Annotated in this window: 13 protein-coding genes; 8 read left to right on the forward strand and 5 right to left on the reverse strand. The window is 41.0% G+C overall.

Going from position 1 to position 12,713, the window contains the following annotated elements; translation table 11 throughout:
• Nucleotides 1-159: 159 nt before the first annotated feature.
• The 3 genes from QUB80_RS04140 (at nucleotide 160) to QUB80_RS04150 (ending at nucleotide 1,690) form a co-directional block, all read left to right on the forward strand.
• Nucleotides 160-522: a hypothetical protein gene (locus tag QUB80_RS04140; RefSeq protein ID WP_289788238.1), complete on the forward strand. Its 363-nt coding sequence runs from the start codon at nucleotides 160-162 to the stop codon at nucleotides 520-522.
• Between the two features lie 17 nt (nucleotides 523-539).
• On the forward strand, nucleotides 540-953 hold the full coding sequence (locus QUB80_RS04145; RefSeq protein ID WP_289788239.1) for a hypothetical protein: 414 nt from the start codon (nucleotides 540-542) through the stop codon (nucleotides 951-953).
• A gap of 251 nt (nucleotides 954-1,204) precedes the next feature.
• The gene (locus tag QUB80_RS04150; protein WP_289788240.1) at nucleotides 1,205-1,690 is read left to right on the forward strand and encodes a hypothetical protein; all 486 of its coding nucleotides are present in this window, start codon (nucleotides 1,205-1,207) and stop codon (nucleotides 1,688-1,690) included.
• 257 nt (nucleotides 1,691-1,947) lie between these two features.
• On the opposite strand, the gene QUB80_RS04155 is transcribed toward QUB80_RS04150, so the two are convergent.
• From QUB80_RS04155 to QUB80_RS04165, 3 genes are all read right to left on the reverse strand, one after another.
• Nucleotides 1,948-2,397 carry a PIN domain-containing protein gene (locus QUB80_RS04155; RefSeq protein ID WP_289788241.1) on the reverse strand — a complete coding sequence of 150 codons (450 nt, stop codon included), beginning with the start codon at nucleotides 2,395-2,397 and terminating at the stop codon, nucleotides 1,948-1,950.
• Nucleotides 2,398-2,731: 334 nt separating this feature from the next.
• A complete protein-coding gene (locus tag QUB80_RS04160; protein WP_289788242.1) occupies nucleotides 2,732-3,010 on the reverse strand; it encodes an acylphosphatase in 279 nt (92 codons plus the stop codon).
• A gap of 57 nt (nucleotides 3,011-3,067) precedes the next feature.
• On the reverse strand, nucleotides 3,068-4,549 hold the full coding sequence (locus QUB80_RS04165; protein ID WP_289788243.1) for a site-2 protease family protein: 1,482 nt from the start codon (nucleotides 4,547-4,549) through the stop codon (nucleotides 3,068-3,070).
• 152 nt (nucleotides 4,550-4,701) lie between these two features.
• Here QUB80_RS04165 and QUB80_RS04170 point away from each other — a divergent pair, with 152 nt between their 5' ends.
• On the forward strand, nucleotides 4,702-5,436 hold the full coding sequence (locus QUB80_RS04170) for an MBL fold metallo-hydrolase (protein ID WP_289788626.1): 735 nt from the start codon (nucleotides 4,702-4,704) through the stop codon (nucleotides 5,434-5,436).
• Between the two features lie 127 nt (nucleotides 5,437-5,563).
• On the opposite strand, the gene ctpA is transcribed toward QUB80_RS04170, so the two are convergent.
• Complete coding sequence (gene ctpA / locus QUB80_RS04175) at nucleotides 5,564-6,811, reverse strand: carboxyl-terminal processing protease CtpA (protein WP_289788627.1); 1,248 nt, start codon at nucleotides 6,809-6,811, stop codon at nucleotides 5,564-5,566.
• Nucleotides 6,812-7,314: 503 nt separating this feature from the next.
• On the opposite strand from ctpA, the gene petB reads away from it, so the two are divergent.
• The 4 genes from petB to QUB80_RS04195 all read left to right on the forward strand — a co-directional run bounded on the left by petB (nucleotide 7,315) and on the right by QUB80_RS04195 (nucleotide 12,044).
• Nucleotides 7,315-7,962: a cytochrome b6 gene (gene petB / locus QUB80_RS04180; RefSeq protein ID WP_016876626.1), complete on the forward strand. Its 648-nt coding sequence runs from the start codon at nucleotides 7,315-7,317 to the stop codon at nucleotides 7,960-7,962.
• A gap of 204 nt (nucleotides 7,963-8,166) precedes the next feature.
• A complete protein-coding gene (gene petD / locus QUB80_RS04185) occupies nucleotides 8,167-8,649 on the forward strand; it encodes a cytochrome b6-f complex subunit IV (protein ID WP_016876625.1) in 483 nt (160 codons plus the stop codon).
• A 213-nt stretch (nucleotides 8,650-8,862) separates the two neighbouring features.
• Nucleotides 8,863-9,291, forward strand: coding sequence for an ATP-binding protein (locus QUB80_RS04190; RefSeq protein ID WP_289788244.1), 429 nt, complete (start codon nucleotides 8,863-8,865; stop codon nucleotides 9,289-9,291).
• A gap of 539 nt (nucleotides 9,292-9,830) precedes the next feature.
• On the forward strand, nucleotides 9,831-12,044 hold the full coding sequence (locus QUB80_RS04195) for a phosphoketolase family protein (protein WP_289788245.1): 2,214 nt from the start codon (nucleotides 9,831-9,833) through the stop codon (nucleotides 12,042-12,044).
• Nucleotides 12,045-12,106: 62 nt separating this feature from the next.
• Here QUB80_RS04195 and tnpA read toward each other — a convergent pair whose 3' ends face one another.
• Nucleotides 12,107-12,511 carry an IS200/IS605 family transposase gene (gene tnpA / locus QUB80_RS04200; RefSeq protein ID WP_289788246.1) on the reverse strand — a complete coding sequence of 135 codons (405 nt, stop codon included), beginning with the start codon at nucleotides 12,509-12,511 and terminating at the stop codon, nucleotides 12,107-12,109.
• Between the last annotated feature and the right edge of the window lie 202 nt (nucleotides 12,512-12,713).

The raw sequence follows: 12,713 nt of genomic DNA on the forward strand, positions 1-12,713 counted from the left end.
AATTCAATTCTTTTTCAAACTATATAGGCATTGCCTAATGCAAGCAATACCAATCCTAGTACCAGTTTGCAGAAAGTTAGTAAAAGAGTTGTAACCAAGGTTCGCCGATTCCTGATCAAGCAAAAAAATCGGTTTTTCTTGTATGTGAGGTATTGAACCATGCCTGCTAAACGCTCAATTTCGATACTGTTACTTTCTGCGCTGATGGCATTACCTGCCGGAATAGCCACAGCAGGCGACATTGATATCCGAAACGGCAATACCAGAGTAAGAATTGACGGAAACAACGATATTACAATTAAAAAAGCTCCCAGTTCCACAACAAGTATCTCTCCCTTTCGTTGGCCTAGTTCTGGAGTATGGATTCAAAAAAATCGTGTTTACCGTGTCCCAACTGTGAAAATTCCTCAAACCACACGGGGTTATTGTAGCGGCAGAACTTTGACTCAGCAAAGCGTTAAAAACTCCGGTAGTGCAACCAGTCGCACTTATAGTTCTACAACCACAACTTCATGTTACTAGTTCAAAAGGATGCAATTATGAATTTCAAATTTATCTCCCTTAGTTTATTCTCACTGACTGCTGTATCACCTTTGTTTGTTCCCTCCTTCACTCCTTCTGCCCTAGCATTGGGTTGTTCTGCGATCGATGTGGCTGTGCAAGTGGATGTTAGCGGTAATAGAAATCCAGGTAAGCAAACTAATAATGTAAATCAAGAGTTTGGAGAAGACTGCAAACCTGGTACCAATGTTACCAACAGATCTACTCAAATTAATATTGGCCCTAACTCTGCTATACAAAATCGAAACAGTAATGCAGTTGTTGGTGAAGGTGCTACCAGCACAACTCCAGGTAAGGGAGATGTTGGTGTGCAAGTCCACGTTCCAGTACAAGTGTACAACCCCGGTCAAGATCCAGAATTTCTTAAAAAAGTTGGTGCTCCGCAACGATAATGTTGCCCAACAGGGTGCATATCCAAAATATCAATCTTCCGAAGTTTTCTAATTAAGGAGCTTCGGATTAATTAATATTTTGATTTGTGTTTAAATCCTATTATTTACGAGCAATTGTATTTAAATGAAATAAATACCTTTATAAAATTCCAATTTGTTTGAGGAGTTTTTAAGGGTCATAAAAAAATAACTTTGCTACAAGTATTCAGCAGGTGAACAATTTCTATACCTGCTACTATCTCAATCTAACTATGAAAAAAGTATTATTTGTTGCCTGCTGTTTAGGTTTGATTGCAACTGTTTCTACCGCACTAGCTCAGAATTTCATCAGTAATCAAAGTTCTTCTATTAATGTAGATAGCGATAATGATATGAAAGGCTTTAGTAGCTTTAGTGAACAATCTAGCTATTCTTCTGGATACCAACAAAGCTCATTGAATCTGAGTGCAGCTAATCTTAATAAACCTAATATTTTGAGGATTAACACTTCAGGTACTCAATTAAATGGTGCAATTATTCTCAATGGTAAGGTGGTAAAGCGACTGAACAATAATAAAGTGGAAATTAATTTATCACCATTGCTATCAGTTGGAGAACATAAAGTGGAAATTTCAGGACGTTATATTCCTAAGTCATCTGGTATCAATATTGAATTTAGTGGTCCTGGCACTAATATTGTTCAGCAAACTAGTGGAAATGGTATTTTAAACTACGTTTTAGAAGTGAGTGTATACTAGCAAGATAAACTCAAAATACTACTGACAATAACTTTGATTTTAATATTTTATTAGGCGTAAATACCTTAGTTTTTTCCTGCTAATATAAAAGTTTGCTTTTTAATTGAATATCATTCATCAGCTAGAAGGAATAGAAGAATACTATATTGAGAATAGCTCGTTTGGGTAAATCAACTGAATGAATGAAAGCAAGTTGAATCAGTAACAATTGGGCTAGAACTGCTGACAACAAACAATACCTCAAAAAGTCTGAAACATTAATTAGAACTGGTTATTTTTAGCTGAATTTCTAAATTTGCACGTACCCAAAATTCTCCTAGCGACCAAATCAAATATTTATTTGGAGCTTCAGCAAAATTATTTAGATTGTGAGTGACAATTGCATCTAGTTTTTCATAATTAGCACAAACTAATTCTACAGCAGATTCAAAATCCTTGAGGGGTGAGGAACGTGCTTGCTGAAGGATTGTTTGCTCAACAGTAAAAATTCTGATTTTATCTTGTAACCAATTAATGACTATCTCTGCAATTTTATGATTCTGTAAGCATTTAGTATAAGTATATATTTTTTGCCAGCCAATTTCTGTTATGTACATCCGAATTGATGGATGTACTATATCCATTAATTTGCTCACATCTTCTTCAAAAGTGTTGCGATTTATCAAAATCTCTAATATGAGATCAGCATCTAATAAAATCTTGATCACTTTCAATCCCCCTGATTGCCTGATCAATAGAGCGTAGCGTGAGATTTCGTACTGTCCTCACTGATGAAGGAACATAGTTATATACAAGCTACAGGGGGAATATTTCTGACTAAATGCACAATTGCTGACCTGATACCGGAAATATTAACTAATTAATTATTGTCCCTATTTACTACTTACTATTAAGGCTTTGTCAACGATATACATAATCTAAGGCAATTTGATTGGCAAAGTAAAAGTTAAGCAATACAAGTGAAGTATTTAAAATGCTTTGCTTTATAGAGGGCGATCGCATAACTTTCAAAGCGGCACTGAATTTACGAATCAACAAAAATTAACGTCTAACATCAAATCTACGCAATCCCTCTGGTTGTGCATACTCGACCACTACATCCTTGACTATAGCTGCGGGTGGGCCTTGATGACACCAGCGAATCATCTCCTCAACAACTTCTTGTACTCCTTCAAACACTGCTTCTACCCTGCCATCAGGGAGATTTCGTACCCAACCACTCAATCCTAGCTGGCTAGCTGTATCAACAGTGGCAAAGCGATAGCCTACGCCTTGCACTCTTCCCGAAATGAATACGTGGGCGCGGATTAGTTGCGACATTTGTATCTTACTTTGCCTTCAATAGCATCACCTTTACGATTTCCAGTCTAGCTGAAATTAAATCTGCAACAAATTAGCGATCGCCTGCGGTACTGGTAGGACAATCAGAACTAACAAAGCCATTGCCAGTAGTCCCCCGATATCGCGTTTGTTATCTAATTCAGTAACGTCATTGAGCGCTGGTTCGTCCATCAAAGGTATAAATAACAAGACAATTGCCCACAAGAAAAATCCGGGCTGTATCAAAGAAAGCAGCAATAGCAGCAAACGGGAAATTTGACCGATTACGACTGCACTTCGTTGCCCAAACATTGCATGGATGATATGTCCCCCATCTAATTGTCCTACGGGCATCAAATTTAAAGCAGTTACAATCAGTCCTAAACAAGCAGCGACTGCAACTGGGTGTAGATCTATAGCTGATTGTGGTGTTAACTGGTTTCCCAACGCTAATTTCGAGAACAGCGCTAACAAAATAGAGTATCTGGGATTAAGAGCATCTGGATTCAAAAATCCTGTTCTTTCGCTCGGTAAAGGAACCACTTCAGAATTAGCTAATCCCCATATTAATAATGGTAGTGTAGCTACAAAACCTGCGACAGGCCCAGCGATACTGACATCAAATAAAGCCTTGCGGTTGGGTACAGGGCTGCGCATCTGAATAAATGCGCCAAAGGTTCCTAAGAAAAATGGGATGGGAATGAAATAGGGTAAGGTGGAGCGAATCTTATAGTATCTGGCTGTGAGATAGTGACCAAGCTCATGAATGCCCAATATAAATATTAAAGCTAGGGCGTACGGCAATCCCTGCAAAAACATGGCTGGGTCGGATTGGAGGGCTGCTGTAGGTATAACACCAGCTATTCTCGCTCCCACTAAGGTAGTAGTTACTAAAGTTATTGCTAATAGTAGTAGCGCTAGTCCTGGACGTGTTAGCTGTTCAGTTGAACTTGCGTTAGTTTTGGCAGCTTGTGTGTTTGGAACAAGCACAAAGAAGGGTTTACCATTTAAACCTTCTTGAAAAATCACTAAAAAGCGATCGCCAAAACTTGCTTCAATATTCTCTTTAATTTGTTGATAAGCTTGTGTTGGCTTAGTTCTTAACTGACCCCGACAGATAACAGCTTGAGGTCTATACTCAATATTTTGAACGTAGTATATAGACCAAGGAAAACAATTACGTAGCTGGGTTTCTTCGTTTTGTTCAAGGGGACGCACAGGTAACGGTTTTGGGGTAGTATTTACGGCCGATTCTGATTTCGGCGTTTGGGGTTCAGTCTGTTTGTTATTTGGCAGTTGCCGCCCCCATTGAAACAACACCCAGTATAACAAAGGGCAAATAATTAACGGCCAAATCATTAGCGATCGCGGCAGAGGTTGATTCGTACCGTACATCACTGTCCATCCAGTCCATAGTAGTGCTGGTGTCATTAATATCAACCACAAGAGCCAAACTGGCGTCCGAGTGATTTGAGCGACACTGCGTTGCACCATTAGATAGGTAATTAGTCCCAATAAAAGAAGAAACCAAACAGCCATGTTGTTTTAATTTAATTTCAAACGTGAGTCTCGCTTGTAGTCAAAAGCACCATAACTCTTGCCACGAGCCAAACACCATTCCCCCATCTGAGCGCCAGAAGTCTTATACTGAAACCGGAACACCCGTAAATCCCCAATTGGTAGTAGTTCTCATGTGTCCCTTGCCTCAAGAGTCAAGTCAGATTGTTAAACCACCACGAGAAGTCCTCAGTTACGAAGTTCCAAGCGGAGGTTTCCTCGGATCGGACTTCGCGCTAGATACTATTTTCGCATTTCCACCAAATCGGGACACGTTAGGGGGAACCGCTTATTTTATTGTAAGAAATGAAGGCAATATCCTGGTTGATTGTCCGGCATTTGACCAAACAAATCAGGATTTCATGCGATCGCACGGTGGTGTAAGCTGGCTATTTATCACTCATAGGAGTGCTATTGGTAAGGCAGCTGAATTTCAGAAAAACTTTAACTGCAATATTCTGATTCAAGAACAAGAGGCTTATTTGTTGCCGGAATTAGCCTTAACTACCTTTCATCAAGAATTTACTTTGAATTCAGCCACCCAAATCATTTGGACTCCTGGACATTCTCCTGGCTCATCTTGTCTTCACTACAAAGAATTTGGGGGCGTACTATTTTCAGGGCGTCATTTAGTTCCTAACCAACAAGGTGAACCAGTACCATTGCGAACAGCAAAAACTTTTCACTGGACTCGGCAAATTAAGAGTATTAAAGCTTTATTAGAAAGCTTTTCACCTGATACACTTCTATATATTTGTCCTGGTGCAAACACTGGTTATCTTCGTGGTAAACGTGTAATAGATAATGCTTATGAGCGTTTAGCGAATCTAGATTTAGAAGCTTTGCTGCAAGTGCAAGCAATCATCTAAGGGACTAGGGACTAGGGATTAGGGATTAGGGACTAGGAATTGGAGATTAGAAATTAGAGGAATTTAGATTTATTCACAATTAAATATTCTAGTCTCTAGCCCCTAGCTCCTAGCCCCTAGCTGCTAATCACGCTGCTTTTGCTGCTACGACTGAGTTTTTCGCAAGCATTTCCAAAGCAGTTTGATATTGATGGTCTAATTCTGTACCAATTTGCTCATAGGTAATCGGTTCAGAAGCGACAATTTGGTCTGGCTTAATACCCAACTTATTAATATCTTTGTGATTAGGAGTTTCGTACTTAGCAATTGTTACTGCTAAACCAGAACCATCGGACAATTCAAACAGCGATTGAATCAAACCTTTACCAAAGGTAGTTTCTCCAACTAGGGTAGCACGACCGTTATCTTGCAGTGCGCCTGCAAGAATCTCACTAGCACTAGCAGTTCCTTGATTTACTAACACAACTAGCGGATCATCTGTCAATGCTGGACCAAATGATTCAAAACTGCCTTGAATACCTTGGCGATTAACTGTGTAAACTATAGTGCCAGAGTTTAACCACAGGCGAGCAACTTCAATTCCTGCTTGTAATAGCCCGCCGGGATTATTTCGCAAATCTAAAATGTAGGCAGCCGCACCTTTTTTTTCTAAATTATTGATGGCGTGTGCTAATTCCATTGGAGCGTTGGCATTAAATTGAGTGAGACGAATATAGCCAAGAGGTACTCCTTGGGTAGTGTTGCGTAACTCGGCTACTACAGGATTAAGACTAATGCGATCGCGCGGTACTCTAAATTCTTTTTCTCCTTCTCCGTCTCGTTCTATCAGCAGTGTGACTAAACTACCAATAGGGCCACGCATTTTGGTTGCAGCTTCGTCTAGAGTCAGATTTTCTGTCGAAACACCCTCAATTTTGACAATGCGATCACGTGGGCGAATTCCTGCTTTTTCTGCTGGAGAACCGCTAATGGGAGTCACGACTTCCAGCTTTCCTGTTTGTTGATTTAAAGCAATTTGCAATCCCACTCCTGTCAGTTCCCCAGAAGTATTTACCTGCAAACTGCGGTACTGCTCCGGATCTAAAAAACGGGTAAAAGGATCGTTGAGGCTCTTGAGCATCTTTCCGATTGCTGCGTATGCTGCTTTTTGATCTGTAAGAGCCGCAGAAAGAACTTTTTGTCGTACCGCCGCCCAGTTTTGATGGTTAAACGTGTCATCTAAATAAGTGCGATTTACAATTCGCCACACTTCTGTTACCAGCTTTTGTTCTTCAGTCAAAGCTGTTGCTGGTTGACAAAAGCTGCAAAATCCAAGCCAAAACGCCAAAACAACTGACAAGCTAATCCGAAAAACCCGTTTGTGCATTAACCCCATTTTTACTTCCACTTTTAACCCAAATTACCTATCTCGATGCAGTCGCCTTGATTTATATGAAATCTGTCTCTCGACTATGTTACTTTTTTTATAGAAGTGGTTCATTTTGAAATCAAGTGGATCAAACCAGTGATTTCAGCGCATCCCACTCAGAAAACGCTAGAATCTTCATTGTGTCCAACATTTTTGTGTTCGGGTGCAAGAAGAATGCAATAATATATCATTTTTGCAGAGTGTTAAGTTTATTAAAACTATTATCACTCTGATATCCCAGCTTTACTAAAATCCCAAAACTTTAGGGACTGGGGAATAGGGACTGGGGACTAAGGGCTAGGGACTAGGGACTGGGGACTAGGGATTAGGAATAAAGAAATCTTAATACCCAATCCCCAATACCTGATCGCCAATCCCCAATATCTGAACCCCAATCACCAATCCCCAAATCTCTAGTTAAATTGGGAGATTTATTAACCGCGAATCGATTTCTAGGAAATTGAGATTGTATGGCCAACGTTTACGACTGGTTTGAGGAGCGCTTAGAGATTCAAGCGCTCGCTGACGATGTAACCAGCAAGTACGTCCCTCCCCACGTCAACATCTTCTACTGCTTGGGTGGAATTACTCTGACTTGCTTTTTAATCCAGTTTGCGACTGGATTTGCGATGACATTTTACTACAAGCCAACCGTTACAGAAGCTTATGCCTCTGTACAGTACATCATGAATGACGTGAACTTCGGTTGGCTGATTCGCTCCATTCATCGCTGGTCTGCCAGCATGATGGTGTTAATGATGATTTTGCACGTATTCCGGGTTTACCTCACTGGCGGTTTCAAAAAGCCTCGTGAATTGACTTGGGTTAGTGGTGTCATCCTAGCTGTGATCACCGTTTCTTTTGGCGTGACTGGCTACTCTTTGCCTTGGGATCAAGTTGGCTACTGGGCTGTAAAAATCGTGAGCGGTGTACCAGAAGCTATCCCTGTAGTCGGTGTTTTAATTTCTGACCTATTGCGCGGCGGTTCCAGCGTTGGACAAGCGACATTAACTCGTTATTACAGCGCTCATACCTTTGTGCTACCTTGGTTGATTGCCGTCTTCATGCTGCTGCACTTCTTGATGATCCGCAAACAAGGTATTTCTGGCCCATTGTAATCAAAAAGCTTTTGGCAACAGGCAGAGGTTTTCAGTTCCAAGATTCGGTAGTTTGTTTTAAACTGAAGGAAAAATAACAATCGTTATTGACACATAAAAGACAAAAAAACGAACTATTGTATCTTAAGCTGAAAGCTAATGCCTGATAGCTGATGGCTTTCACAGATGCTTTAATTAGACATAAGCAGGAGAGCACATTTAGAAATGGCAACACTAAAAAAACCAGACCTCAGCGATCCTAAATTAAGAGCTAAACTGGCAAAAGGCATGGGTCATAACTACTATGGCGAACCAGCTTGGCCTAATGACTTGCTGTATGTATTCCCTGTTGTAATTATGGGAAGCTTTGCTTGTATTGTGGCTCTATCAGTGCTAGATCCGGCTATGGTCGGAGAACCAGCAAATCCTTTCGCCACGCCCTTGGAAATTTTACCAGAGTGGTATTTATATCCTGTATTTCAAATTTTGCGCTCAGTTCCTAACAAACTTTTAGGGGTGTTATTAATGGCGTCTGTACCCCTGGGGCTGATTCTTGTTCCCTTCATCGAAAACGTCAATAAGTTTCAAAACCCCTTCCGCCGTCCAGTAGCGACAGCAATCTTTTTGTTTGGTACTCTAGTCACAATCTGGCTGGGTATTGGCGCTACCTTCCCATTAGATAAGTCCCTCACATTGGGTCTTTTCTAGATAAGTCATCATAATATGACTTTGACGCCTGTGAGTTTCTCAGCAAGTGCAAAAGTACTTTTGAGAAAAACCTACAGGCGTCTATTTTAATAATCCAGGTTGAACTGTCATCAATAATTTGAAATTTTGGATTAAAATGCCATTTCAAAGTATAAAGACTGTAGATCGTAGAAAATACCGGAAAATATTTTTCATCAATTCAAGTCAAGGTCAATGCTTAGCATCATGCAGCAAGACCATCTGACGGTGAAAAGCGAACTTAAGCTTCTAAACCAGGTACAACAATGGTTTGAGCAATTTTGCTTACAACATTTGTCTAAGCGTGGGTGGTCAGAAAATCAACTATATCGTCTCAATTTAGCATTAGCAGAAGGTTTTACCAACGCTGTTCGTCATGCACATCAATCTTTACCATCAGACACTACCATTGAAATAGATGTTTCTTTGTGGATTGACAGACTCGAAATCAGAATCTGGGATCATGGAAAACCTTTTAATCCCGATGCGATCGCTGAACCTGAGCCAGGAACTCTGCAAGTAGGAGGATATGGATGGTTTCTTCTTCGTCGCTTGGCCGATCAAGTTGTTTACGAGCGTAGTGGAGATGATAGAAATTGTCTACTCATCGTCAAGTATGCTTGACAAGGGCAGTAGTACTAAAGAGGTATTTATATCTTCTAGGCAGAGTTTGATAAAGTCAGTCTCATGATTGTAGAAGATACTCGTACTCCTAGATCAATTAACTCATTTAGTAATTGGTTTGATGGTTGACTTCTCAGTACTCTTGTTTTGAATTCTTAAACAGGCTGTTACAAACTACGATTACTAGAGCTTGACACAGCGTAAATTTTTGATGAGGACTGAGCTAGTCATACCAATGCGTGGATACTTCGACAAGCTCAGTACAAGTGTTGGATTAAAAACATTGATTAATAGGCTAGTCCAAAATTTTGAAACAAGACTCCCGCGTGCCAATTTAGTATCAGCCCGAATTTTGATAAATATCTTAATGTTTTGGCATTGATAAGCAATTTAAATTATTAAATTTAATGAAGTTGCTATTTAAGCTAATTATCCTTACCTTGTGAAATAGCAATTAATTGTTACAACCTGAAAGTTGTAAAATTTTCCTTAAATTGGATGAGCTTTTCTAGTGTCTCCTCATAGGTAAGGTATTCAGCATGACAGCAATTTCCCCAAAGGCAACTTCAGCGCTTCCCAACTTTTGGGAAGGAATTCAATATTTTGGTGAAGCGTTACCGGAATTTGAGATTTATGGTGCAACTCCTGCGATCGAATCAGGTAAGGTAGCGATCGCCGATCCAAAAGATCCAGGGGCAGTGTATCAAACTTTGCTGGCTGCGGATGCCTTACGTTATTTGACACTGCAAATTACTGGCAGTAAAGCTTCTGGACACCCTGGCGGTTTTGCCAGCCAAGCAGAAGCCTATGCAGCACTAGTAATGCTTGGTTATAAAAATATCATCACCGAGGTGGGACACCACGCACCTGGCTTTTACAGTGCCATGTTCTTGGATCGTTCTTTAGAGGAGATGGGCATATACACAGTCCAACAATTGCGCGATCGCTTTCGGGAGAAGCATGGGCTGTTAGGACACCTCTCCGGTTATATTCCCGGTATTCTCGCACCAGCAGGGCCTTTGGGACAAGGACAGCACTTTGCTATGGCAGCTGCACTGTTGCACAAAGACAAGCTATTTCCTTTTACCCTTGGTGACGGTGGATTGGGTGAACCCTACATCATGAGTTCAATGGCACACTTCCACACCGCCTATCCTGGTGTTACTAACTTTTTGCCAGTGCTGGTGTGGAACGGTTACAGCCAAGAACACCACAGCATGGTTTCCATCAAAACCAATGAAGAAATGATGGCATACTGGCACGGCAATGGTTTTGAAGAAGTCGTGCTAGTAGATGCTAAAGACTTTGACGACAAAAACCAACCAGGCAATTACGTTGATGGTACTGCATTTACCTTTGAGCAACGGCTAGCTTTTACCAAAGCAGTATTAATGGGTGTAGATGAAGCAGCGCGATCGGCTTTGAGTGGTAAACTAACCGTATTCATCATCAAACAACTCAAGGGTGCAGGCGTTCACGCTAGAGGAGCAAAATCTCACAACCTTTATCCCAAAGATACCCTTGATGCACCCCACATTGTAAATGCGCTAAAAGAACGCGCTTTGCCCCATGAAGCTTGGCAACTGGTAAGAACAAACTGTGAACGTGCAGGGGGCGGCTCGGCAGCGAAGACAGTTGTCACAGAATTTGAATTACCTTTACCAGAATTAGGCGAATTACCCTTAGAAGAATATCACGTTGGTGGCGAGCCAAAAGTTGCTACCACCGCAATGGGACGTTTGGTGGCAAAAGTTGGACAAATAGACAGAAACTTCCTCGTCACTAACGCCGACGGTAACGAAGCATCGGGGATTGCCAACATTAACCAAGCACTCAAAATTATCCACCCTACCAGCGACGAGTTATACAATCAAGAACCAGGTGGACAAGTTTACGAACCCCTGAGTGAAGATGCTTGTGCGGGGTTAGCGGTTGGTTTATCGTTAATGGGTGCGAGAAGTTTGTGGTGTTCTTACGAATCTTTTGCTATTAACGGTTTACCAATCTGGCAAACAGTCACGCAAGCAATGGCAGAATTGCGGCGTTCTACTCCTTCTACAATTACTTTATTCACCGCAGGTGCGCTAGAACAAGGACGTAATGGCTGGACACACCAACGTCCGGAAATTGAAGCTTATTTTGCTGCTATGATGCGCAATGGCAATGTGTTTCCATTGTTCCCACCCGATGCGAACAGTATTCAAATCTGTTACGACTGGGCGCTGACAACAAAGAATAAAGGAATTGTCATTACTGCAAGTAAATCACCACTGCCAATTCGTACAAATTTTAATATGACTCGTCAAGGTTTGCGCGATGGTGCAGTAGTGTTGCAAGAAGTTCCCGGCGATAAAAAAGTTGTGTTTGCCGTAATTGGCGACATGACATTAATGCCTGTATTTGAAGCCGCTGCTTTTTTGGAAACAGAAGGTATTGGGGTGAAGATAGTTTCTGTTATTAATCCTCGGCGTTTATATCGCCCTGATGATACAGCTTGGGATGCCTGTGCTGAACCTGATGATGGTTTTATAGATGATGAAAAATTCGCTGAATTGTTTGATGGCGATGCATTAATTGGTGTAACTGGTGGTGCAGCAGGGATGCTGGAACCAGTGATGTTGCGGAGTACTTGTAAGCGTGATACCTTTGCGTGGAGGCGTGGGGAGACAACGGCAAGTGCTGGTGAGTTAATGGCGTTTAATGGATTGACTGCGGAGGCTTTAACTAAGCGGGCGATCGAGTTAGTGCATTAGCACGCCTACACCCTACAAGGGTGAGGCTATAGGAGCAAAGCCCGTGCAGACGGGCTTTTGTGTTACATTTCCCAATCGGAAATTAGAGTTTTTTGGCTATGATGTTGGGCTTGATTTCTAATATAATTTGCTACTTGGTCGATATTTTGATGGCTAACGGTGAATGCACCATAACCACCTTGCCATTTAAAAAAGCTATCAGGTTTAATTTCATGAGTAATTAGGTGGGAAGAACTGCCTTTAGCTTTTCCTATTAATTCAGATATAGTTAAAGTTGGTGGAAAATTGGTTAAAAGATGTACGTGATTTTCAATACCACCAATAGCTATTAATGTGCATTCTAATTCTCGGCATTCTTTAGCAATAGCATTATAAATAATATTTTGAATATCTGCTGTGACTAACGGTAATCTATCCCAAGTTCCCCAAACACAATGCAAATATAATTGCGTAAAATTTCTTTGCATTTTCCTTGATTTTAGAAAAATTTAAATTTGCTTAACTATATATTTCCCAACGTTCATGCTCAAATAACTTAATTCTTCTAGCCCAAAGCTAGACAAACAAAGTCTAACTTCGCATAGCTTCGTTTTGAAGCCCACGCAGGTGGGCTTTGTTTGTATAGCCGCACCCTTCTAGGGTGATGGCTAAATGTGTAGCGGAGTAAAT

It is taken from the genome of Chlorogloeopsis sp. ULAP01, assembly GCF_030381805.1.
Taxonomy (GTDB): domain Bacteria; phylum Cyanobacteriota; class Cyanobacteriia; order Cyanobacteriales; family Nostocaceae; genus Chlorogloeopsis.